Origin of the sequence: Thalassolituus hydrocarboniclasticus, from assembly GCF_025345565.1 — a bacterium.
Lineage (GTDB): Bacteria > Pseudomonadota > Gammaproteobacteria > Pseudomonadales > Oceanobacteraceae > Venatoribacter > Venatoribacter hydrocarboniclasticus.
In genome coordinates this window covers 2,805,060-2,826,361 of the sequence record NZ_CP054475.1, presented here as the reverse complement: position 1 = coordinate 2,826,361, position 21,302 = coordinate 2,805,060, and the positions used below count along the sequence as shown (strand labels likewise).

Here is a 21,302-nt window from a genome sequence, read left to right as displayed (position 1 = left end):
TATTAACGACTAAGGAAGAGTTGATTTCATGAGTATCCGTGTTCTGGTCGTTGACGACTCAGGATTTTTTCGTCGCCGGGTAACCGACATTATCAATGCCGACGGCCGGATGGAGGTGGTTGGTGTTGCTTCCAATGGCCGTGAAGCCATTGAGATGAACGAATCGCTGAAGCCGGATGTTATTACCATGGACTATGAAATGCCGGTTATGGATGGCATTACAGCGGTGCGCAATATTATGCAGCGTCGTCCGGTTCCGGTATTAATGTTTTCTTCACTTACGTTCGAAGGCGCACGGGTTACGCTGGATGCGCTGGATGCCGGCGCCCTGGATTTTCTGCCCAAGAACTTTGATCAGATCGCCAAGGATGCTGTTCAGATAAAGCGCGCTCTGACGGATAAAATTGCTGGTGTGGCACGCAGTCAGACTAAAGTTGCTCCGTCACCGGTTGCCCGTCCGGCAGTCCGTGGACGTCTGACCCAGACTGAACTGGTTGTTATCGGAACCTCAACCGGTGGTCCTGCTGCTTTGCAGACTTTATTCAAAACCATTCCGGGCAGTTTCAAAACGCCGATAATTATCGTTCAGCATATGCCTGGCTCCTTCACAAAAGCCTTTGCTGAGCGTCTGAATTCTCTTAGTCCTCTGATTGTTAAAGAAGCAGCGGATGGCGACAAAATAGAACGCGGACATGTTTATGTTGCGCCTGGCGGTATGCAGTTGATGGTTGATCGTCGTGGTGGTGGTGTGATTCATATCCGGGAAAGCGATGAGCGGGTTAATTATCGCCCCAGTGTCGATATTGCTTTTGCTTCTGCTGCTAAACATTATGGCAACAAAGCATTGGCTATTGTTCTTACCGGGATGGGAGCTGATGGTCGTGAAGGAGCTCGCCTGCTGAAACAGGGTGGGGCCACTGTCTGGGCTCAGGATGAAGAGAGTTGTGTTATTTTCGGTATGCCGCTGGCCGTTATCAAGGAAGGGTTGAGTGATGAGGTATTGCCCCTTAAAGATATCGGACCGAGGCTTGTAGAAGAGGTCGGCTAGTGGATCGCTGGGCGCTGGTCACTGTTTTACTGGCAGTTACTGCCGTATTGACCGGCTTCTCTTTTGAAGGAGGAAATCTCGCGGCGTTATTAAATCCTCCTGCGGCTTTGATTGTGTTTGGTGGTGGTTTGTTGGCAACACTGGCGCAGCTCCCTGCCAGCCAGTACCGTCCTCTGGGAGCAATGTTGTTATGGCTTGTTGCTCCTCCTCAGTACTCTCTGGATATTCTTCTCAGTAAATTAACCACCAGTGGCAATGCCTTGCGCCGCGATGGTCCTTTGGCTCTGGAAAAAGTCGCGGCGTCTGAAAATGATCCTGTATTGCGTAAAGCTTTATTGCTGCTCGCCGATGGTAATGATGTTGAAGCGATGCAATCTGCACTTTATCTGGAGCTGAAAAGCCGGGAAGAGCGCGATCAGGACGTATTGGGAGTGCTGGATAATCTGGCTGGTTACTTACCAACTCTGGGTATTGTTGGTGCGGTACTTGGTTTGATGCAGGTTTTATCAAGTATTAAACAACCGGAGGCTCTTGCCGCAGGTATTGCGACCGCTTTTGTGGCAACGTTTTATGGTGTTGCCAGTGCCAATCTTATCGTAATCCCTCTGACCAGTACTTTACGTCAGCGTCTGGCAATCCGCAGCCGTTACTATGAAGCGCTGATGTTAGGTGTGGTCGCTCTGCGTAACGGAGTGAACCCTATGGCACTGCGTTATCGTATGCAGGGAATTGTGTTGTGAGGCGGCCTGGTCCGGATCCACATCGCTGGCTGGTTTCTTATGCTGATTATATGACGCTGTTGTGCGTCTTTTTTATCATGTTGTATGCCGTACAGCTGATTGATGATGAGCAGGGCTCGGCGATCCGCAGCGAGCTTGAAGGTGTGTTTTCTACCGTTCTTCCCCCCGAACCCATTACTCCGCCAACGTTGTCCACGCCTTTGGAAGATGGCAATGGATTGTTACCTTTATTGGCTGATATTCGCCAGGTTGCTCAATTTATTCCGGAGTCGGACGATATAAGAATAGAAGGGGATCAGGACTGGATTACCGTATCGCTGAATGCGGATCTGTTATTTGCCCGCGGTGAGACGCGGATTCGTGACGAAGCTTTGCCGCTGATGCAGGCTATTGCCGCTGAACTGAAAGATTTTCCGTTCCCGATTAATGTTCAGGGGCATTCGGACGATACACCAGCAAAAGGCATCACTAACTGGGAAATTTCAGCCCTGAGGGCTGCATCGGTGGTACAGAATCTGGTGCTGTATGGCGTTGCACCGCAGAGGATGGCGGCAGTCGGGCTTTCGTATTATCACCCGCTGAATACAGACGATACGGAAGATGCGCGGGCAAAAAACCGGCGAGTAGTCATTTTTATGACCCAGACGAGCGAAGCAGCGCCCTGGTCCCGGCCTTCTGAAAGAAATTGACATGCTTTTTGCTTAATCAGGTAATTAACAGCCAAAAGTACTTTTTGTGGTCGCTGTTCCGATCACATGCATACAGAGAACAGGGTGATACTCGTGCGGATTTGGTCGATAGCAAATCAAAAAGGCGGTGTTGGTAAAACGACCAGCGTGGTTGCTCTGGGAGGTCTGTTGGCCGAGCAGGGGAAGCGCGTATTGTTAGTGGACCTTGATCCTCATGGTTCCCTGACGAGTTATTTCCGGCAAAACCCCGATAATCTGGAGCGCAGTCTTTATCACCTGTTTTTTGAGCAACGTTATAAAGACAAAGCTTTCATTCAGACCGTTATCAAACCAACCAGCCTGCCGAATGTTTCTTTACTGCCGGCGACAACATCACTGGCCACTCTTGAGCGTCAGGTCAGTGGTCAGGACGGCATGGGGCTGGTGCTGGCGCGTTCGCTTGCCCAGCTGTGGGATGAATACGATTACGCGCTACTGGATACCCCGCCAATTCTTGGCGTGCTGTTAGTGAATGCTCTGGCGGCCTGTCAGCGTCTGGTGATTCCTACCCAAACTGAACATCTGGCGATGAAAGGTCTGGAGAGAATGATTCATACCCTGAAAATGGTGATGCGCTCACAGAACCGTAACCTGCCTTTTATGATTGTTCCGACGTTATTCGATCGCCGGACACTGGCCTCTGTAACCACGTTGAAAGAAATGCGTCGTTTGTATCAGGATTCTCTGTGGCAGGAGGCGATTCCGGTCGACACACGCTTACGTGATGCCAGCCATGAAGGTGTTTTTCCACACCAGATGGATGAGCAGGGAAGGGGGGTCCGGGCTTATCGTCATTTACTGAGCGAACTTGATGTGGCGGATCCGGGTCGTGGCTAATCATATGCCGTCGTTGCCGACTAATCTGAGTAACCCATTGGACGACTACTTTGATCATCTGTTAGCCGCCGATGGTGAAATCACAGATCAGGAAGTTAACTGGGATGACCTGCTGCGCTCCGCGGTCAGTCCCCATCATTTGCAGGAGGCGTTGGCAAGCAGCACCCTGAAGCAGGGCTATGCGCCGGTTCTTGTGCGGCCACTGGGTCAGGGAGGAAAAGCTGCTCAGAGAACTCAGCTATTGTTTGCCATTGGAATGATACGCCATCTGCCGGAATCCTCATTGCGTCGCTGTCTGCTGGCGGCCTGTCTGCCCCTCGCTGCGGAGACTGTACTGAATGGTTGATGTGAATCCTAAGACAGACCAGGCAAATCAGGTCGATTTTGTCTTACAGGACTATCTGGATCAGCTTCTGGTCAGTGCGACGGAAGTTGCCGCTGTTACTGATACGCCATCTCCGGCGGTCAGTGCTCAGGTTGCAGCCGCTGAGTCTGCAGCCGACACTGAAATAGCCAGCAGCGAAGCGTTGTTGAGCCGACGTGCTGAAGCACATGTGCCAACGTCTGTGCGTACGGCATTTGCCGAAGCCGTACCGCTCGCGCCTATAGCTGAAATATCGGTGCCTGAAATATCCGTCCCTGAGGTTGCTTTGCAGGATCGCGTCGAAAAGTCGACGGAAACAGTTGATGCGGTTGCTGAGGGAACTGATTCTGTCAATGAATTGACTGGCGTTCCCCAGCAGACGCTGTCGCTGAATTGGCAGTCCAGTCAGGGAATCGATTGCCTGATATTCAAAGTCGCCGGACTTAAGCTGGCCATCCCACTGCCCCTGTTGGGAGGCGTGCATAACGTCACCGATAAGGTAACCCCGTTGTTTGGCCAGGCGAGCTGGTCACTGGGCGTCTGGCTGGGAGATAAAGCCAAGCTCACTATTATCGACAGTGCCCAACTGATCATGCCGGAGCGTCGTATCAGCCTGAATGATGCCGGATACAGCTTCTTTATCCAGCTGGACCGCTCCCCATGGGCGCTGGCGTGTCAGGAAATCTGCGACACTGTCACTCTGGTACACGATTCGATCAAATGGCGGGGCGATGGCAGTAAGCGCCCGTGGCTGGCCGGCACGGTTATCTCCGAAATGTGTGCTTTACTGGATGTACCGGGGTTATTAAAACTGCTGGAAGAAAATCGCCGGGCGGCACGTCAGCCTTAAAGAAACGTCGATTCACCGTGGTTGTAAACTCCTTTTACTTCAATGTATTAGAGCCATAAGGCCGAGAAAAAAATCATCAGTTTTTAACTGGTACACTTTGTGCTCTGTTCTATAGTTAAGAAAGGTTCGTCATGTTTTTTGACACAGTCAGGCATCGGCCTTTCTTAGCGAGGATGTTTTATGTCAGCGATTGCCGGAAATAAAGGTGCGGAAGATCCTGTCCTTCAATGGGTAACCTTCCGTCTGGAGAATGAGTCGTACGGAATTAATGTGATGCAGGTGCAGGAAGTCTTGCGCTACAGCGAGATCGCCCCGGTTCCTGGTGCTCCCCCGTATGTACTTGGCATTATTAACCTGCGTGGCAACGTTGTAACGGTGATCGATACCCGACTCCGTTTCGGCCTGCCAACCGCTGACACCACAGATCAGACGCGTATCGTTATTATCGAAGCGGAAGGTCAGGTGGTTGGTATCCTCGTCGATGCGGTGGCTGAAGTGGTGTATCTGCGTCAGTCAGAAATTGAAACCACCCCGAACGTCGGCAACGAGGAAAGCGCCAAATTTATCCAGGGGGTTTGTCATAAAAATGATGAGCTGCTTATCCTGGTAGATCTGGAGAAACTGATGACCGACGAGGAGTGGACAGAAATCCAGGGTTTATAGGAGTCTGTCATGGCGTCTCTGTCACTGATGCACTGGTTATTGATAGGTAATATGGGTTTGCTGTTATTGGTCGGCGCTTTTATGTGGTCGCTTAAACGGCAGCAAAATCAGGATGCCAGCCGGCTGGATCAGGCGGTTGGCAGTTTACAGCAGGCGCATCAGGCGATGAGTAAAAGTACCATCGGTATGGGGCGAAAACTCAAACAGATGGACGGACGCCTGCAGCAGGCTGAACGCAAGGTTGTATTGCCAACAACAGACGAGGCTACTTTTTTACAGGCATCCCGCCTGGTAGGACTCGGGGCAACGGCCAGTGATCTGGTCGACAGCTGTGGTGTTGCGCGGGGAGAGGCGGAGCTGATTGTTTCACTGAAACGTCAGACGGCGCACTGACTTCTTCGCTTTGATCGCAGGAGTCGGATGATAAAAAAGCAGGCCTCAGGCCTGTTTTTTTATGCCTGTCGGCCAGGAGATTTTCCGTATTAATGGCTGAAAGCCGTTATGGTCTGTGAGATAAGCAATCCGTTGTGGCGTAACTCTTTATAACAAAACAATCCATGTCTGCCACTGGGGTACTCCTATACTTGTTTTAAGTATGTTGTCAGGAGTTGGGCTATGAAACCTTCACTGCACCTCATGATTATCGGATTATCTGCCTTGCTGGGATTGTATCTGCCTGTTGCAGAGCTGCCGGCACAGAACAATCATCTGCAGGATGCCCACGCCAGCCTGATCCGTAATGCTACTTTTATGGAGAAAACGCCAGAGTTTACCGACCTTTATATTATTCTGACGTCAGATAAAGGCCGGCAAATTGTTATCTACTGCAATTCGGCTTATTGCTACAAACGCAACGGCCACATGATGACGGTTTAAACACCGCTGACAAACAGGGCAACGGTGCAGCCAATGCCCGCCATCCAGACCAGAGAGCGCAGAGTGGCATGATTGCTGAGGTATAACACGCCATACAGCACACGGGCCGCAATAAAGGCCATAGCCAGCATATCGATCCGCTCCTGCGAACCACCGTTCAGATGAGCAATAATTACTGCTGCGGCAAAAGCCGGAAAGGCTTCAAAACTGTTGAGCTGAACCCAGTGAGCCCGCTTGCGATAACCTTCCTGTTTTTCCAGAAATTCACGCGGAGAATAATTGTTGTAACGGCGTCCGCCGGCTTTGGCAAGGCCGGTAAATACATAGGGTAATAAGGCCGCAACCAGAACGCACCAATATCCGATAGTCATAATTTTTCCTGTTTTCAGGTGAAAGATGACAGCTTCTGAAGCTGTGGCCTCATTTTTAGCCTGATGGTCGGAGTTACGCGAGGTTGGAGTGTGCCGAAATAGCGTCAGATGTCTCGCAGGGTGACATATTCAGAGGTGCTGGCGGCTCTGCGGCCGCCAGCTGCTGATCAGGAGTACGGAATGCCCAGCTTGCGGTAGATAAAGCCCATCAGCCATGCAGGCCCGATCAGCAGAAACTGTATGTCTTTAAAGAATGATGGTTTTTTACCTTCGACATAGTGACCAATAAACTGGAATACCCACAGCACCACGAAACTGATCGAGCAGACAGCCCACAGCGGTGCCAGATTCTGCTGTTCAAACCAGGCAAGCAGGGCGTAGGTGGCAATGGTAAATGCGGTCAGGCCGATCGACAGACTGAACGACATTCTGACATAAAACCCGACTACGACAATCGCTGACAGAGTGGCCCAGTTCAGGTAGGGTACCTGCGTAAATGCTGCTGGTACCGGTATCTCCCACAGCAGTCCCATAATGACAATAAAAATCAGTGGTACACAGATCCAGTGGATCAGTTTGTTCAGCGGGTTCTGGTGGCTGGCACCATATTCTTCAAACCATTGATCGGCTGTTTTTTTGCTCATGGCAGGGTCCTCATTGTTTTATTGTTATCGGGTAGCAGATATTCATAATGTAACGCAAATACCGCTTTGAAAATTGTCCCCGCGGGACACCGGGCTTAACCGCAGAAGTCAGTTGATGAACACACTACACCATAACGCGGACAAAACAGTATCCATCCTTTGGATAAAAGCACTCCTGCAGGGCGCTGAATTGCAGGGGATTGCGGCCGCTCCGTTGTTACAGGCGGCTGATATCAGTCATGAGCAGCTGAACACGTCTTATGCCAGGGTTTCTCTGCAACAAACATTGAAAATGTGGCGCGCCGCCGAAGCTTTGTGTCCCGTGAATGATTTTGGTTTGCTGCTGGGAGAGTTGGTGAAACCATCCCATTTTCAGCTGTTTGCCCTGACATTAATGCACAGTCCTGATCTTGGTGCGGCATTTGAAAAATCGATGCGCTACACCCGTCTTCTCAGCGATGGCGGACGCTATTTTCTGCAGCAGAACGAGCAGGAAGCGGCGGTTTGCTACGAACCTCAGGAGGATAATTTCAGCCGCCATCAGGTTGATGCAGTGTTGGTTTTATTGCGCAGCTTTGCCAGCTGGCTGGCGTGTAAACCGGTTGCTCTGTTGCGCGTGGAATTCCGTCATGAGCAGCCTGAGGACCTGAGTAATTACCAGCGAATTTTTGCAGCCCCCCTGCACTTCGGGGCACCGCGAAATGCGTTGGTATTTGCACCGGACATCATGGCTGAGCCGTTGGCTCTGGGAGATGAAAAACTGGCGCAGATGCATGAGCAGATGCTGGAAGAACAACTGTCATTACTGCAACAGCCCGATACCGCAGGGCTGGTGCAGTATTTTCTGCGTAACAGCCCCGATTTATCGGTCGACCGCGATTTGCTGGCGCAGCGGCTGCACATGAGCGGCAGAACCCTGCAGCGCAAACTGCAGGATAATCAGACAAGCTTTCAGCAGTTGCTGGACGAGGAACGCCAGCGGCGGGCATTGATTCTGCTGACAACGACCACCTGGCCTCTTACCCGCATCAGCGAGCAGCTGGGGTTTTCCGAAAGCAGCACTTTTACCCGTGCTTTTAAACGCTGGGAAGGGATGACCCCGCTGGAGTACCGCCAGCAGTTCAGATCCGCCGGCACTTAGAATCGCCACTCAATACCACTGAGCACGCGGTAACTGAGCAGACTCATGTCTTCAATACGCAGGCTGTCCTCTTTATTGCGGCTCAGAAACAGCAGGTTCTGACTCTCTGTTTGTACATGGTTATACCAGTGCAGATGCGGTGTGACACGCCAGCGCCAGGTAACCCCCAGCATCAGTCCCAGACTGATAAAGTCATTGGCTCTGGCTGAGTCATCCAGCAGCTTGGTGTTGCTGTCATCATACACCTGGCCGTGTCCGAGGCTGAATGCCCAGGAGGCCTGCCAGCCAGGCAGCAGCGGCTGGCGCTTAATGCTGAGTTGCCAGTAGTCGAAGCGTGCCGGCGTCAGGTTGGTCTGACTGGTGCTTCTTAAGCGGATACTCAGTGGCTGCCAGTGCTGTATATGCCCCAGCTCGACGGAGCTGAGCGGGCTGCCACTGCGACGGGTATCCAGCTCAATACCCTGCTGTTCACGGGTGCTGTTCAGCAGCAGATTCTGACCGCGCAGATAAGACTGACCGGCAATGGTCAGAGGATGCTGCAGCTGATGCAGTTGCTGCTGTTTTTGCTGCTCCATGGTTATGGCTAGCGTCATGGTATCGATACGGTAGAGCGGCAGGCTAAGGCGCCAGTCGCTGAATTCACCATAGCCTTTGCTGCGTGACATTTCTGTGCGCAGGCCCTGAGTCCATTCTAAAGCAGGCAGTGATGGTAACCAGTGCCGCCCGCCCTGCGCGGGTTGTGGCCGTAAATGGCATTCAGCTGCTGCATACTGGTCACCATCGTGCTTAAGAGCGTCAATTCCGGCAAGTGGGGAATGCAAGAAGGCCCCGGAACAGCCGGCGTAGTGGCCGCTGCCGGCGTTGAGTAGTGGGGCAGAAAAAAGGCTGCTGATCAGCAGAAAAGATTCACGGATTTTCATGCAGCCTGTATCGGCCGGTCGGCTGTGGAGTTGAGGCCTTGAGGGGGGGAATTGTGCGAGCCACAGGCAGATATCTGCCTGTGGCTGGTATGACGCATAAGATGAACGGTCAGAGCGTTTTCAGAATTTCCATCACATCATCGTGGTGGCTCTTGGTTTTGACCTTGGCCATAACATGACGAAGCTTTCCGGCGGCATCAATAATAAAAGTTACGCGGTGGATACCCATAAATTCTTTGCCCATAAATTTTTTCAGGCCCCAGACGCCATATTGTTCAGCAATGCTGTGGTCTTCGTCGGACAGCAGATCAAAATTCAGATCGTATTTTTCGATAAATTTTTGCAGGCGTGCAGGAGCATCCGGGCTGATGCCGAGAACCACAGTATTCAGTGCGTCGTATTCGCTGCGGGTATCACGGATACCACAGGCCTGAACTGTACAGCCGGGGGTCATGGCTTTCGGGTAAAAATACAGCACAACGTTTTTGCCTTTCAGCGCGCTCAGCGTAACGTTATTGCCGTTCTGATCCACAGTGGTGAAGTCCGGAGCAGGCTGCTCCAGTGGCGGGAAGTTCAGACTCATGTGTATGCCTCGGTGCAAAAGCACCAAGGCTACCGCAGCAGCCTGATAAATCAAGCTGCTGCTTTCATATCAACAATTAATACTGCGTTCGGCCAGATACTTTTCCAGAGTTTCGCGGGCTTTATTGCCGGCCGGGCTGTTACGGAAAATAAATTCATGGGTTTTATTTTGCAGTACCAGCAGAACGTCAGAGCAGAAATCCCCTTCATGTTCTTTGCGTACTTTGCGCATCCGGGCTTCAACCAGAGTGTCGAGGTTAATGTAAAAATCGCCGGGCATCTCTTCCAGATGATCGCCGGCGTTCATGCGCACCATTGCAACATTGGGGGTAATACAGATGTAAGCCATCGCTGAACTCCTTGACCTTGCGTATTGTTATGACTGCCACCTGATAGTAGGGGAGGCGTGCGGCAAAAATGTTGATTCAGCGCAGGGCAGGGAGGTTTTACAGCTTAATTTTGATATCGCTTTTGGGAATGCAGCAGCAGGGCAGAATATCGCCCTCGTTCAGCCAGGCCATCGGCTCTTCGGCGTAATGAACATCGCCCTCCAGCAGCTGTACCCGGCAGCTGCCACAGTAGCCTTCGCGGCACTGATAATGTACGGCAACGTCCTGGGCTTCGAGCGAGTCCAGCAGGGTTGTCGCGTGCTGAAAGTGAACTTCACGGCCATCGTCCAGCAATACACTGAACAGCGGCTTTTGCATGCCATCGAATTCGATCTGCGGACTGGCTTCCGGTTGCTCCGGATTGCTTTCCGGCAAAAACAGCTCAGCCTGAAGCGGAGCAGGTTGCTCAGCTTCAGGTTGCAGGGCTTCGAGTTCGAAATTGCTGTCGGGCCGATTGTCCCCGGTCAGTTCGAAATCGTTGTCCGGGGTTTCAGGCAGTTTTTTCAAAGCAGCGGACATCAGAGATCAAAATCACCCAGGTCAGCGGTATCCACTTCACTGTCGATAGCGCCTACCAGGTAGGAGCTGATTTCAGCTTCCTGTGGAGCGACCTGAACGTTATCGCTGTTCAGCCAGGCATTAATCCATGGCAGAGGGTTGTTGCGCGGCGGGAAGACAGGATCAAAACCCAGAGCTGCAATACGCTGGTTGGTAATGTACTCAACGTACTGACACAGAATGTCTTTGTTCAGACCGATCATGGAACCATCTTTGAACAGATATTCGGCCCACTCTTTTTCCTGCTGTGCGGCTTCGCTGAAAATGCGTACAACGTCATCGCGGCATTCTTCGGCGATGGTGGCAAACTCCGGATCGTCTTTGCCTTTGGCCATGATCTGCAGAATGTGCTGAGTGCCGGTCAGGTGCAGGGCTTCATCACGGGCAATCAGCTTGATGATCTTGGCGTTGCCTTCCATTTTGGCGCGTTCGGCGAAGGCAAAAGAGCAGGCAAAGCTGACGTAAAAACGGATGGCTTCAAGTACGTTTACTGACACCATCATCAGATACATGCGGCGCTTCAGCTCGTGCAGCGTAACTTCAATGGTTTCGCCATTTACCTGATGCGTACCCTCACCCAGCTGGATGTAGTAATTGCTCAGATTGATAAAGCTGTCGTAGTACTCGGTAACCGAGATAGCACGGCGGGTGATGTGCTCGTTACGGGTGATATCGTCAAAAATCTGCGCCGGGTTTGGCACGATGTTACGCACGATATGAGTGTACGAACGGCTGTGAATGGTCTCGCTGAATGACCAGGTTTCAATCCAGGTTTCCAGTTCCGGCAGGGATACCACCGGCAGCAGGGCGATGTTTGGTGAGCGGCCCTGAACGGAATCCAGCAGCGTCTGATACTTCAGGTTGCTGACGAAAATGTGCTTTTCGTGTTCCGGCAGATCAAGGAAATCCTTGCGGTCATTGGTCAGATCGACCTCTTCCGGACGCCAGAAGAAAGACAGTTGTTTTTCGATCAGATTTTCAAAAATCTTGTGTTTTTGCTGATCGTAGCGCGCCACGTTGACCTGTTCGCCAAAAAACATCGGCTGGGAAAAGGTATCAAATTCGTTGCGGTTAAATGTGGTATAGGCCATACGGGGTTCTTTCTCAAAGCAGCCACCGAAAGGTGGCTGCGACAGGTCTGAAATTATTAAATCTTACACGCGCCGCCTGCGCAGTCATCGTCTTCTTCGATCACAGCGTCTTTCTGCGGATCTTCCATACCATCGCGGGTGTTATGGTAATAGAGCGTCTTAAGGCCGTTTTTGTACGCGGTCAGCAGGTCTTTCAGCAGTTGTTGCATCGGAACCTTGCCACCTTCAAAACGTGACGGGTCGTAGTTTGTGTTCGCGGAGATCGCCTGATCGACGAATTTCTGCATGATACCGACCAGCTGCAGGTAGCCATTGTTGTTCGGAATCTGCCATAACAACTCGTAGTTTTTCTTCAGGCGCTCAAACTCAGGAACAACCTGCTTGAGGATACCATCTTTGCTCTGCTTCACGCTGATATATCCGCGCGGCGGTTCGATACCATTGGTCGCGTTACTGATCTGCGAGGAGGTTTCGGATGGCATCAGGGCAGACAGCGTTGAGTTACGCAGGCCGTGGGCCAGAATATCTTTGCGCAGACCTTCCCAGTCGTACTGCAGCGGTTCTTCACAGAACTTATCGACTTCTTTCTTGTAGCTGTCGATCGGCAGGATACCCTGGGCATAGGTGGTGTCGCTGAAGGCTTCGCAGGCACCCTGTTCTTTGGCCAGATTGTTGGATGCTTTCAGCAACCAGTACTGCATGGCTTCAAAAGCGCGGTGAGTCAGGCCGTTGGCACTGCCGTCGGAATATTTCACACCGTTTTTCGCCAGATAGTAGGCGTAGTTGATCACACCCACACCCAGGGTGCGGCGGCTCAGGCTGGCGCGTTTGGCGGCCGGAACCGGGTAATCCTGATAGCTCAGCAGGCTGTCGAGGGCACGCACGATCAGGTCAGCCAGTTCTTCCAGCTCATCCAGGTTGTTCAGTGTGCCGAGGTTAAATGCGGCCAGAGTACAGAGCGCGATTTCACCGGAATCATCGTTCACGTCTTTCAGCGGCTTGGTTGGCAGCGCAATTTCCAGACACAGGTTGGACTGACGCACCGGAGCCAGTTTCGGATTGAACGGGCTGTGGGTATTACAGTGGTCAACGTTCTGAATGTAGATACGGCCGGTGCTGGCGCGTTCCTGCATCATGCTGGAGAACAGATCGACCGCTTTCAGGGTTTTCTTACGGATACCGTCCTGCTGCTCGTATTTAACGTAGAGTTGCTCAAACAGTTCCTGATCTTCGAAGAAGGCGTCATACAGGCCCGGAACATCCGATGGTGAGAACAGCGTGATATTACCGTTCTTGATCAGACGCTCGTACATCAGCTTGTTGATCTGTACGCCGTAGTCGAGATGACGTACACGGTTTTCTTCAACACCGCGGTTGTTTTTCAGCACCAGCAGGTTTTCAACTTCGTAGTGCCACATCGGGTAGAACAGGGTAGCGGCACCACCGCGTACACCGCCCTGTGAGCAGGATTTAACGGCGGTCTGGAAGTGTTTGTAGAACGGGATACAACCGGTGTGGAAAGCTTCACCACCACGGATCGGGCTGCCAAGGGCACGGATGCGGCCGCCATTGATGCCAATACCGGCACGCTGGGATACATACTTAACAATGGCACTGGCGGTGGCGTTGATGGAATCCAGGCTGTCACCGGCTTCGATCAGTACACAGGAGCTGAACTGACGGGTCGGAGTACGGACACCGGCCATGATCGGCGTTGGCAGTGACAGTTTGAAGGTAGATACCGCATCGTAGAAACGACGAATGTATTCCAGACGACGCTCTTTGTCGTAGCCGGCAAACAGGCAGGCGGCGATCAGCACGTAGAGGAACTGAGCACTTTCATAGACTTCGCCTGTGACACGGTTCTGTACCAGGTATTTGCCTTCCAGCTGCTTAACCGCGGCATAGCTGAAGGTCAGGTCGCGACTGTGATCAATAAAGGCGTCCATCGCTGTGATTTCTTCAGCGGTGTAATCTTCGAGCAGATGACGGTCATAACGCTCGGACTCAACCATGCGCTTCACATGATCAAGCAGGGCCGGTGGCTCAAAACGGCCGTAGGCCTTTTTACGCAGATGGAAAATATTCAGGCGTGCGGCCAGGTACTGATAGTCAGGTGTTTCTTCAGAAATCAGATCGGCGGCGGCTTTGATCAGGGTTTCGTGAATTTCAGACGTCTGGATGCCGTCGAAAAACTGCAGGTGGGCTTTCAGCTCCACTTCAGACACCGATACGTTATCAAGACCTTCGGCAGCCCAGGTGACTACTTTGTGGATTTTATCCAGATTTAACGGTTCCTGGGTGCCGTCACGCTTGGTGACTTTTAGCTCGCTGTTCATCTCTTCTGTGCCTGTATCCAAGGGAAACTACTCCATCTGTCCTTGATTGGTATGGGTTCCGTAAAACGCTTGACGGCTGGCCTGATAGTCTGTAGGTGCCGGTGTAAGTAACTGAGTTACCGACATATTTTTAAGTCGATCCACAAGATAATGCGGTATACCTATGAATTCAACCCCAAGATATAGTGGGTTATCGGTTTGGTCGTGTGGATAACTTGTGTGTAGTTGGTGGACAGGATGTGGCTGTTTTTTCTAAGTCGTTATGCCTTCTGATTTTTACCAAATAATGAATAGATTGGTTACTATGCAACAAAGCGTAACTCGGTCTAGAGTTAATATCAGATGCCTGTGGCGATGTTCCGGGGTACGAACCTGTTTAAGGAATGGTAAGGAACCATGTTGAAGCAAGAAAATGGTCAAAGCCTTGAAGAAAACTGGCGCATTCTCATCGTTGAAGATGACGAACGCCTGGCGACTCTTACCAAGGATTATCTCGAAAGTAACGGTCTGAAAGTCGCGGTTGAAGGTGACGGCAGTCGTGCCATTGAACGTATTAAAACGGAGCAGCCTGACCTTGTTGTCCTGGATCTGATGTTGCCGGGTGAAGATGGCCTGGCGGTATGCCGTATTGTCCGTCCTTACTACAAAGGCCCGATTCTGATGCTGACCGCCCGTACCGAAGATCTCGATCAGGTACTGGGGCTGGAAATGGGGGCGGACGATTATGTTGCCAAACCGGTTCGCCCGCGTGTCTTGCTGGCCCGCATCCGCGCCTTATTGCGCCGGGTTAAGGAAGTACCGGAAGAACAGGTTGTTGAAGGCGGTTCTGATAACCGTCTGACCTTTGGCAATCTGGTTGTCGATAACGCCATGCGTGAAGCCTGGCTCGAAGGCAAGAGTATTGATCTGACCAGTGCCGAATTTGATCTGCTGTGGTTATTGAGCAGCAGTGCCGGACGTGTACTGACCCGGGAAGAAATCTTCCATCAGTTGCGGGGTATTGAATATGACGGCCAGGATCGTTCCATTGACGTAAGGGTGTCACGTATCCGTCCTAAGGTGGGCGATGATCCGATGAATCCCAAGCGTATCAAAACCGTACGCAGTAAAGGCTACCTGTTCGTTAAAGAAATCTGACGTCAGGAGACATCGCTATTTTTATCCGCGTTTACTCCGGGCTGCTCGGCGCCTTGCTGATGGTGGGAATCATCTGCACGGTCGCTTTGCAGCTCGTTAACTTTGTGCGCAGCGCGCAATTCAATGAAGACATGGTCGGCGGCAGTGTTGCGCTGCTTGCCCAGCGGCTGCGTCAGGACCCCGGGGCATTGGCTGAGCTGTCGGCACGTTTTGATGCTGATATCCGCATTCTGCCCTTGGCCGAAGGCCCGGTGGATGAATATCAGCAGAATCGTCTGGCCCGCGGGCAGTTGCTGGTCGATACCACCAATGAAGGCCGTACTGCGCGTCTGCTGTATCAGATGTCAGAGTCTGAATTACTCGATGTACAGCTCAGTACGGTGACTGAAGTTCAGGCACAGGCCTCGGCCTATCTGTTACTCGAAGACTGGCAACGCTCCGGAGAGAGCATCGAAGCCTTTATCAAACGTATGCAGCCGCGTTTTGGTTTTCCGTTGTCGGTGGTGGAGATCGACAAACTCTTCCTGTCAGATTCTGATTTTGCGCGGATGCAGTACGGTGATGTACTGGTGAGAATTTCCATTGAGGGTCAGCAGGCTGAAGCTCTGGCTAAGCTGCCAGGGCAGCCCCGGGCGTTGCGGCTCGGGCCTATTGATGCGTTTAACCCCTACTCCTGGCAGGCTATCTTCGTCATTACAGCCATTGGCATCATGTTGCTGGGTCTTGGTGTTTACTGGGTTGTGAACTCATTTGAGATCCGCTTGCGTAAACTGGAACAGGCCACCAGTCGTCTGGCGCAGGGGCATCTGAGTGCGCGGGTTGCGATTTCCGGTACCGATCCGGTCAGTCGTCTCGGTCAGGCGTTTAATAAAATGGCAGAGCACATTCAGCGTCTGATCTCTATTCAGCGTGAGATGGTGCGTGCGGTATCCCATGAATTACGTACCCCGGTGGCCCGTATCCGTTTTGGCTTACAGATCATCGAAGACAGTGTCGACGATGCCTACGTCAGCAAACAGCTGACGGGTATGGATTCGGATATTCAGGAACTGGATGAGTTGATTGATGAAATCCTGACGTACGCGCGTCTTGAGGAAGGCGGCCCATTACTGGATTTCCAGAAGGTTAATGTGGCTGACATTGCGGTTCAGGTCGTCGAAGAAGCCCGGCCGCCAGCTCATGTCAGTGTCAGCTATGCCGGTGCTTCCCCTGAGAATGCTCACTACGCCGAGGTGGAGCCGCGCTATATCCATCGTGCCATTCAAAATCTGGTGGGTAATGCCGGGCGCTATGCGAGCTCCCGTGTGCGGGTATGCTGCACCATTGGTACCGATACCTGTCGTGTCGATGTTGAGGATGATGGCCCCGGAATTCCGGAAGAAGACTGGGATCGCGTATTCACCGCTTTTGCCCGTCTGGATGACAGCCGTACGCGCAGTTCCGGTGGTTATGGCCTGGGGTTGTCGATTGTTCGCCGTATCGCATACTGGCATGGCGGGCGGGCGATGGTCAGCCGCAGTGAAACTCTGGGGGGGGCCAAGTTCAGTCTGATCTGGCCGCGCCGGCATCATGAATAAAGCTCTGATCTTATAACTTATTTGTATACAAAGAGTTACACAAAGACACTTTTACGCTACAGACTGACGGACCGGTCAGGATCATTATATGTCCCGCGTATCCCTAGGAGACGTGGTGAGAATGTAGCGAAATTATTCGCTTTTTTGGGCTCTTTCAGAGCCCTTTTTTTTGCCTGAAATTCGGCGAAATGGCAGCGGGAGGCCCTTAGCTTACCGGAAGAATTCCCGGTAAGTGGCGGAAGCAGGTCTCCAGCGCTTGCTGGAAAAAATCCTGAATGTAGGCGCTGTCCTGCTGATCTTTACGCACCGCCGCATACAGTGTTGGCCATACCCCTTCTTTGCCCAGTGGCCGGGCAGCAACCAGATTAGCATCGATATACGGCTGCAGTGCCCAGTTTGGCAGGCAGGCGACGCCCCGTCCGCTGGCAACCAGTTGCACCATCATCAGCGTTAACTCGGTTTGGCGGGTCGCCCGTGGCTCAATGCCGCTGGGGGAGAGAAAGTGTTCAAACACATCCAGCCGGTTGCGGTCGACCGGATAGTGAATCAGGGTTTCGGAACTCAGATCTGTGGGCTGGATGCAGTCCTGCTGGGCCAGTGGGTGCTGGTTGGCGACCGCCAGAACCGACTGGTAGCGGAACAAGGGCTGATAATAAATTTCGTTATGCGGTCCCGGATCGGACGTTACCACCAGATCGACGTCCCCGCGGATTAAGGCGGGGATGGGCTCGAAGTGAAAACTGGTGCTGAGGTCAATCTCAACCTCAGGCCAGTGATCACGGAAGCTGTTGATGGCTGGCATCAGCCAGTCAAAACAGCTGTGGCACTCGATCACCATATGCAGGCGGCCACTATGCCCGCCGGCCATTTTCTGCAGGTTACGCTCAGACTGGCGCAGCAGCGGCAGTACGTCGTCGGCCAGTTGCAACAGCTCCAGCCCGGCGCGGGTAAAACGTAAAGGTTTGGTTTTGCGCAGAAACAAGGAGACACCCAGGCGCTCTTCCAGATCTTTCAGCTGGTGGGAGAGCGCTGACTGGGTCAGGTGCATGCGTCTGGCTGCTTCTACCAGAGTGCCGCCATCACGCAGGGCTGCAAGAGTACGCAGGTGTTTGATATCGAGCATGAAGGAAATTCATTAATATTGAATTCTGAATGTTAGCTTTTCATAAGCTTTGTTGAAAGCGCTGAATGATACGATTCTGATCGTCCATTAATTGCGCTAATTGCTCACATTCATCATTCATGCTGTTCGCCAGTTGCTCGGCTTCCTGTGCCAGACTTTCCAGCTGCGTGAGATGATCACGGATCTGGTCGGCTGCCAGATTCTGCTCCGAGGCGGAACGCGAGTTGGCGCTGGTCATCGCCTGAATTTCACTGAGCTCATGACGGATGGTGGAGAACACGCCATTCACCTGACGGGCCCGCTCCAGAGTCTGCTCGGTCGAATTTTGCCCCTTATTCATTGCCTCCACAGCCTGACCGCTGTGCTCATTCAGGCCGGTTACGATCAGCTGAATTTCGGCAGCGGACTCCTGAGTGCGTTGTGCCAGGTTGCGGACTTCATCAGCAACTACCGCAAATCCGCGCCCTTGCTCCCCGGCACGGGCCGCTTCGATCGCGGCGTTCAGGGCGAGTAAATTGGTCTGCTCGGCAATATCGCTGATGGCTTGCAGAAAGCGGTCAACGCCCTGGGTTTCGCTTGCCAGCCGGCTGATGGCTTCGGCCGTGCCTTTCAGTTCTACCTGCAGAGCTTCGGTCTGGGTCATCATTACTTTGATGTCGTTCTCACCGGAAGTGGCATTACCTACAGCCTGCTGACTGGCCTGTTGCGATTGCTGGTTGTTTTCGTTGAGTTGTAAGGCGGTGTGCTGGATATCGGTACTGACCTTTTCCACCTGCTGCGTATAGCTGTGCTGACGGCGGACGCGCTCCAGCGTATTCTGCGACAGACTCAGGGTGTTGCTGGTGGCACTGACCAGTGAGCTGGTGTTGTCGGCTATTCGTACCAATACGGTTTGCAGGCGACGGCGCATAGCGTGCTGGGCAAACGCCAGCTGCCCATGGGCATCGTCACGCCCGGTGTAAATCCAGGCCATCAGGCGGTTGTTGATAACATCCTGTCCATAGCGGGTAAAGGCTTCCAGCTGCTGATACTGACGCAACAGGCTATAAACAGCACTCAGGCCTACAGCCCCCTGCAGCAGTAAACTGTCCGACCAATAGAGTGCCGAGCCTGCGGCAACCAGCCATGGGGCAAGATGGGGCAGCATGGTCCGCAATGCGCCCCAGCGTCGCAGTGGATTTTTACCGCTGTTCAGCAGTTTATAGGCTTTTTCGGCACGGCTGATCTGATCGCGGCTGGGGGCAATACGTACGGATTCATAGCCGACAATCTGGTCACCTTCGTACAGGGGGGTTACGTAGGCGTCGACCCAGTAATGATCACCATTTTTAGCACGGTTTTTAACGATCCCCATCCAGTGCTGGCCGGCTTTAACGGTATTCCACAAATCAGCAAATGCCGCTGTTGGCATATCCGGGTGGCGAACCAGATTGTGCGGACTGCCATGCAGCTCTTCCCGGGTGAAGCCACTGATGCGGATAAAGTGGTCGTTACAGTGGGTGATAATACCTTTCAGGTTTGTCGACGACACCAGATGGTTATCGGCAGGTAAAGATATTTCACGTTGGGTTACTGGCTGGTTATTACGCATGTTGTTATCAGATGATTGTGTTAATCAGATAACTATAGTTCAGCCGGCAGATTTTGCCGGATTTCTCCACATCTCTATCCGGGCCTTGGTCATCTTCGTTTCTGTCAGTAAACTGCCGCAAAAAATAATGAGGATAACATTCTATGCCACGCTGTCTGCTGAGCTTCGATCAGGGTACTACCAGTAGCCGCGCCATTCTGTTTTCAACCGAAGGTCAGATTCTGGCTACCGGCCAGCGCGAGTTCACCCAGCATTTTCCGCAACCGGGCTGGGTTGAACATGATCCGGAAGAAATCTGGGAAACTACACTCATCAGTACCCGGGAAGCACTGGCGGCTTCCGGCTGCGGGCTGAGTGATATTGTCGCCGCTGGCATTACCAATCAGCGCGAAACCACGATTGTCTGGGAGCGCGCCAGCGGTAAGCCGGTCTATAACGCCATTGTCTGGCAGGACCGCCGGACGTCGGCACTGTGTCAGCAGCTGAAAGAAGATGCGGCGCTCGAGCCGGGTATCGCCGAGAAAACCGGCCTGCTGCTGGACCCGTATTTTTCGGCCACCAAGCTGGCCTGGATTCTGGATAACGTCGATGGCGCGCGTGAGCGGGCAGAGCGCGGCGAGCTGGCGTTTGGCACGGTTGATACCTTTCTGCTCTGGCGTCTGACCGGCGGCAAAGTACACGCGACCGACGCCAGCAATGCCTCGCGCACCTTACTCTTTAATATTCATACCCAGCAATGGGACGACGAACTGTTACAGCTGTTCCGCATTCCGGCCGCACTGCTGCCGGAAGTTAAAGACAGCGCTGCCGATTATGGCCGTATTGATGCCAGTCTGTTTGGTACTGAGATTGCCATTGGTGGTGTCGCTGGTGATCAGCAGGCGGCGCTGGTGGGTCAGGCCTGCTTCCGTCCGGGAATGGCTAAGAGCACCTACGGCACCGGTTGTTTTATGGTGATGAACACCGGCCGCGAAGCGCTGAAGTCCACCCACCGTCTGCTGACCACCGTGGCCTACCGTATTAATGGCGAAACCACCTATGCACTGGAGGGTTCCATTTTTATGGCGGGTGCCACGATTCAGTGGATTCGTGACGGTCTGAACCTGATTTCCAGCGCCTGTGAGACGCAGTCACTGGCGGAAGCAACAGGTTACGAAAATCCGGTGTATATGGTGCCGGCCTTTACCGGTCTGGGCGCTCCCTATTGGGACCCGCAGGCGCGTGGTGCCATTATGGGCCTGACCCGCGACACCGGTATTAAAGAAATCGTAACGGCAGGCTTGCAGGCCGTGTGTTATCAGACCCGTGATCTGCTTGAAGCTATGGCGCTGGATGGCGTTGAGCCGGCGCAGCTGCGGGTTGATGGCGGCATGGTGGTGAATGGCTGGCTGGTGCAGTTTCTGGCTGATGTTCTGGGTATTCCTATCGCCTGCCCGAAAGTCACGGAAACCACAGCGTTGGGCGCTGCGTTTCTGGCGGGCTTGCAGGCCGGGGTTTATCAGAGCCTGGATGATGTGGAGGCGTTTTGGGTACACGATCGTGCTTATGAACCCAAGCTGGAAGAAAGTCAGCGTCAGCATTTATACGATGGCTGGCTGAATGCGGTTCAGCGGGTACGCTGCGGCGCCTGAGCTGTAGCCGGGTAACAGAACTGGCGGATGTCAGTTACGCCAGTTTCTGTTACGAAGATTACGCGAATTGACATAGCCGGCGAAAAAATAGTCTCTATAATC

Annotated in this window: 23 protein-coding genes; 13 read left to right on the top strand and 10 right to left on the bottom strand. The window is 52.8% G+C overall.

Annotated elements, in window-relative coordinates:
* The first annotated feature begins 28 nt into the window (after positions 1–28).
* The 9 genes from HUF19_RS12660 (at position 29) to HUF19_RS12620 (ending at position 6,106) form a co-directional block, all read left to right on the top strand.
* A complete protein-coding gene (locus HUF19_RS12660; protein WP_260996953.1) occupies positions 29–1,048 on the top strand; it encodes a protein-glutamate methylesterase/protein-glutamine glutaminase in 1,020 nt (339 codons plus the stop codon).
* The gene (locus tag HUF19_RS12655) at positions 1,048–1,788 is read left to right on the top strand and encodes a motility protein A (RefSeq protein WP_260996952.1); all 741 of its coding nucleotides are present in this window, start codon (positions 1,048–1,050) and stop codon (positions 1,786–1,788) included. Before HUF19_RS12660 ends, HUF19_RS12655 begins: the two co-directional genes overlap by 1 nt.
* Before the next feature lie 50 nt (positions 1,789–1,838).
* Entirely contained in the window at positions 1,839–2,477 is a 639-nt protein-coding gene (locus tag HUF19_RS12650) for an OmpA family protein (protein WP_260996951.1), read from the top strand.
* Positions 2,478–2,570: 93 nt separating this feature from the next.
* Positions 2,571–3,353 (top strand): ParA family protein, encoded by a 783-nt coding sequence (locus HUF19_RS12645; protein WP_145466729.1) that lies wholly within the window; start codon positions 2,571–2,573, stop codon positions 3,351–3,353.
* Positions 3,346–3,699, top strand: a complete 354-nt coding sequence (locus HUF19_RS12640; RefSeq protein WP_260996950.1) for a hypothetical protein — start codon at positions 3,346–3,348, stop codon at positions 3,697–3,699. The genes HUF19_RS12645 and HUF19_RS12640 overlap by 8 nt, the downstream gene beginning before the upstream one ends.
* Positions 3,692–4,567: a chemotaxis protein CheW gene (locus tag HUF19_RS12635; protein ID WP_260996949.1), complete on the top strand. Its 876-nt coding sequence runs from the start codon at positions 3,692–3,694 to the stop codon at positions 4,565–4,567. The genes HUF19_RS12640 and HUF19_RS12635 overlap by 8 nt, the downstream gene beginning before the upstream one ends.
* A gap of 180 nt (positions 4,568–4,747) precedes the next feature.
* On the top strand, positions 4,748–5,230 hold the full coding sequence (locus tag HUF19_RS12630; RefSeq protein ID WP_260996948.1) for a chemotaxis protein CheW: 483 nt from the start codon (positions 4,748–4,750) through the stop codon (positions 5,228–5,230).
* Between the two features lie 9 nt (positions 5,231–5,239).
* Positions 5,240–5,623 (top strand): DUF2802 domain-containing protein, encoded by a 384-nt coding sequence (locus HUF19_RS12625; RefSeq protein ID WP_145465768.1) that lies wholly within the window; start codon positions 5,240–5,242, stop codon positions 5,621–5,623.
* 222 nt (positions 5,624–5,845) lie between these two features.
* Positions 5,846–6,106 (top strand): hypothetical protein, encoded by a 261-nt coding sequence (locus tag HUF19_RS12620; protein ID WP_260996947.1) that lies wholly within the window; start codon positions 5,846–5,848, stop codon positions 6,104–6,106.
* Here HUF19_RS12620 and HUF19_RS12615 read toward each other — a convergent pair.
* Together HUF19_RS12615 and HUF19_RS12610 are read right to left on the bottom strand one after the other, a co-directional pair.
* The gene (locus HUF19_RS12615) at positions 6,103–6,477 is read right to left on the bottom strand and encodes an MAPEG family protein (protein WP_260996946.1); all 375 of its coding nucleotides are present in this window, start codon (positions 6,475–6,477) and stop codon (positions 6,103–6,105) included. The genes HUF19_RS12620 and HUF19_RS12615 overlap by 4 nt on opposite strands.
* Before the next feature lie 167 nt (positions 6,478–6,644).
* Complete coding sequence (locus HUF19_RS12610) at positions 6,645–7,121, bottom strand: Mpo1 family 2-hydroxy fatty acid dioxygenase (RefSeq protein ID WP_260996945.1); 477 nt, start codon at positions 7,119–7,121, stop codon at positions 6,645–6,647.
* A 115-nt stretch (positions 7,122–7,236) separates the two neighbouring features.
* On the opposite strand from HUF19_RS12610, the gene HUF19_RS12605 reads away from it, so the two are divergent.
* Positions 7,237–8,262 (top strand): AraC family transcriptional regulator, encoded by a 1,026-nt coding sequence (locus HUF19_RS12605; RefSeq protein WP_260996944.1) that lies wholly within the window; start codon positions 7,237–7,239, stop codon positions 8,260–8,262.
* Here the strand turns inward: HUF19_RS12605 and HUF19_RS12600 are convergent.
* From HUF19_RS12600 to nrdA, 6 genes are all read right to left on the bottom strand, one after another.
* Entirely contained in the window at positions 8,259–9,083 is an 825-nt protein-coding gene (locus HUF19_RS12600) for a hypothetical protein (RefSeq protein WP_260996943.1), read from the bottom strand. The two genes, HUF19_RS12605 and HUF19_RS12600, sit on opposite strands and share 4 nt — an antisense overlap.
* Before the next feature lie 208 nt (positions 9,084–9,291).
* The gene (gene bcp, locus HUF19_RS12595) at positions 9,292–9,765 is read right to left on the bottom strand and encodes a thioredoxin-dependent thiol peroxidase (protein ID WP_260996942.1); all 474 of its coding nucleotides are present in this window, start codon (positions 9,763–9,765) and stop codon (positions 9,292–9,294) included.
* Positions 9,766–9,834: 69 nt separating this feature from the next.
* Positions 9,835–10,113, bottom strand: coding sequence for a hypothetical protein (locus HUF19_RS12590; protein WP_260996941.1), 279 nt, complete (start codon positions 10,111–10,113; stop codon positions 9,835–9,837).
* A gap of 97 nt (positions 10,114–10,210) precedes the next feature.
* Complete coding sequence (gene yfaE, locus HUF19_RS18390) at positions 10,211–10,660, bottom strand: class I ribonucleotide reductase maintenance protein YfaE (RefSeq protein ID WP_301332379.1); 450 nt, start codon at positions 10,658–10,660, stop codon at positions 10,211–10,213.
* A gap of 11 nt (positions 10,661–10,671) precedes the next feature.
* Entirely contained in the window at positions 10,672–11,802 is a 1,131-nt protein-coding gene (gene nrdB, locus HUF19_RS12580; RefSeq protein WP_230330562.1) for a class Ia ribonucleoside-diphosphate reductase subunit beta, read from the bottom strand.
* Positions 11,803–11,858: 56 nt separating this feature from the next.
* The gene (gene nrdA / locus HUF19_RS12575) at positions 11,859–14,141 is read right to left on the bottom strand and encodes a class 1a ribonucleoside-diphosphate reductase subunit alpha (protein WP_260996940.1); all 2,283 of its coding nucleotides are present in this window, start codon (positions 14,139–14,141) and stop codon (positions 11,859–11,861) included.
* Positions 14,142–14,537: 396 nt separating this feature from the next.
* Between nrdA and HUF19_RS12570 the strand changes: the two genes are divergently transcribed.
* Complete coding sequence (locus HUF19_RS12570; RefSeq protein ID WP_145465758.1) at positions 14,538–15,278, top strand: response regulator; 741 nt, start codon at positions 14,538–14,540, stop codon at positions 15,276–15,278.
* An 86-nt stretch (positions 15,279–15,364) separates the two neighbouring features.
* The gene (locus tag HUF19_RS12565) at positions 15,365–16,855 is read left to right on the top strand and encodes an ATP-binding protein (RefSeq protein ID WP_260996939.1); all 1,491 of its coding nucleotides are present in this window, start codon (positions 15,365–15,367) and stop codon (positions 16,853–16,855) included.
* A gap of 205 nt (positions 16,856–17,060) precedes the next feature.
* Here HUF19_RS12565 and HUF19_RS12560 read toward each other — a convergent pair whose 3' ends face one another.
* Together HUF19_RS12560 and HUF19_RS12555 are read right to left on the bottom strand one after the other, a co-directional pair.
* On the bottom strand, positions 17,061–17,978 hold the full coding sequence (locus HUF19_RS12560; protein WP_260996938.1) for a LysR family transcriptional regulator: 918 nt from the start codon (positions 17,976–17,978) through the stop codon (positions 17,061–17,063).
* A gap of 40 nt (positions 17,979–18,018) precedes the next feature.
* Positions 18,019–19,569, bottom strand: a complete 1,551-nt coding sequence (locus HUF19_RS12555; protein ID WP_260996937.1) for a methyl-accepting chemotaxis protein — start codon at positions 19,567–19,569, stop codon at positions 18,019–18,021.
* Positions 19,570–19,712: 143 nt separating this feature from the next.
* Here HUF19_RS12555 and glpK point away from each other — a divergent pair, with 143 nt between their 5' ends.
* Positions 19,713–21,200 (top strand): glycerol kinase GlpK, encoded by a 1,488-nt coding sequence (gene glpK / locus HUF19_RS12550; RefSeq protein WP_260996936.1) that lies wholly within the window; start codon positions 19,713–19,715, stop codon positions 21,198–21,200.
* Positions 21,201–21,302 lie beyond the last annotated feature (102 nt).

What these genes read in the sequence shown, in the direction of transcription:
- HUF19_RS12660 (WP_260996953.1), top strand. Translation starts at nt 29, where the DNA reads ATGAGTATCCGTGTTCTGGTCGTTGACGACTCAGGATTTTTTCGTCGC.
- HUF19_RS12650 (WP_260996951.1), top strand. Translation starts at nt 1,839, where the DNA reads ATGACGCTGTTGTGCGTCTTTTTTATCATGTTGTATGCCGTACAGCTG.
- HUF19_RS12635 (WP_260996949.1), top strand. Translation starts at nt 3,692, where the DNA reads ATGGTTGATGTGAATCCTAAGACAGACCAGGCAAATCAGGTCGATTTT.
- HUF19_RS12630 (WP_260996948.1), top strand. Translation starts at nt 4,748, where the DNA reads ATGTCAGCGATTGCCGGAAATAAAGGTGCGGAAGATCCTGTCCTTCAA.
- HUF19_RS12625 (WP_145465768.1), top strand. Translation starts at nt 5,240, where the DNA reads ATGGCGTCTCTGTCACTGATGCACTGGTTATTGATAGGTAATATGGGT.
- HUF19_RS12620 (WP_260996947.1), top strand. Translation starts at nt 5,846, where the DNA reads ATGAAACCTTCACTGCACCTCATGATTATCGGATTATCTGCCTTGCTG.
- HUF19_RS12615 (WP_260996946.1), bottom strand. Translation starts at nt 6,477, where the DNA reads ATGACTATCGGATATTGGTGCGTTCTGGTTGCGGCCTTATTACCCTAT.
- HUF19_RS12610 (WP_260996945.1), bottom strand. Translation starts at nt 7,121, where the DNA reads ATGAGCAAAAAAACAGCCGATCAATGGTTTGAAGAATATGGTGCCAGC.
- HUF19_RS12605 (WP_260996944.1), top strand. Translation starts at nt 7,237, where the DNA reads ATGAACACACTACACCATAACGCGGACAAAACAGTATCCATCCTTTGG.
- bcp (WP_260996942.1), bottom strand. Translation starts at nt 9,765, where the DNA reads ATGAGTCTGAACTTCCCGCCACTGGAGCAGCCTGCTCCGGACTTCACC.
- HUF19_RS12590 (WP_260996941.1), bottom strand. Translation starts at nt 10,113, where the DNA reads ATGGCTTACATCTGTATTACCCCCAATGTTGCAATGGTGCGCATGAAC.
- nrdB (WP_230330562.1), bottom strand. Translation starts at nt 11,802, where the DNA reads ATGGCCTATACCACATTTAACCGCAACGAATTTGATACCTTTTCCCAG.
- nrdA (WP_260996940.1), bottom strand. Translation starts at nt 14,141, where the DNA reads ATGAACAGCGAGCTAAAAGTCACCAAGCGTGACGGCACCCAGGAACCG.
- HUF19_RS12570 (WP_145465758.1), top strand. Translation starts at nt 14,538, where the DNA reads ATGTTGAAGCAAGAAAATGGTCAAAGCCTTGAAGAAAACTGGCGCATT.
- HUF19_RS12560 (WP_260996938.1), bottom strand. Translation starts at nt 17,978, where the DNA reads ATGCTCGATATCAAACACCTGCGTACTCTTGCAGCCCTGCGTGATGGC.
- HUF19_RS12555 (WP_260996937.1), bottom strand. Translation starts at nt 19,569, where the DNA reads ATGCGTAATAACCAGCCAGTAACCCAACGTGAAATATCTTTACCTGCC.
- glpK (WP_260996936.1), top strand. Translation starts at nt 19,713, where the DNA reads ATGCCACGCTGTCTGCTGAGCTTCGATCAGGGTACTACCAGTAGCCGC.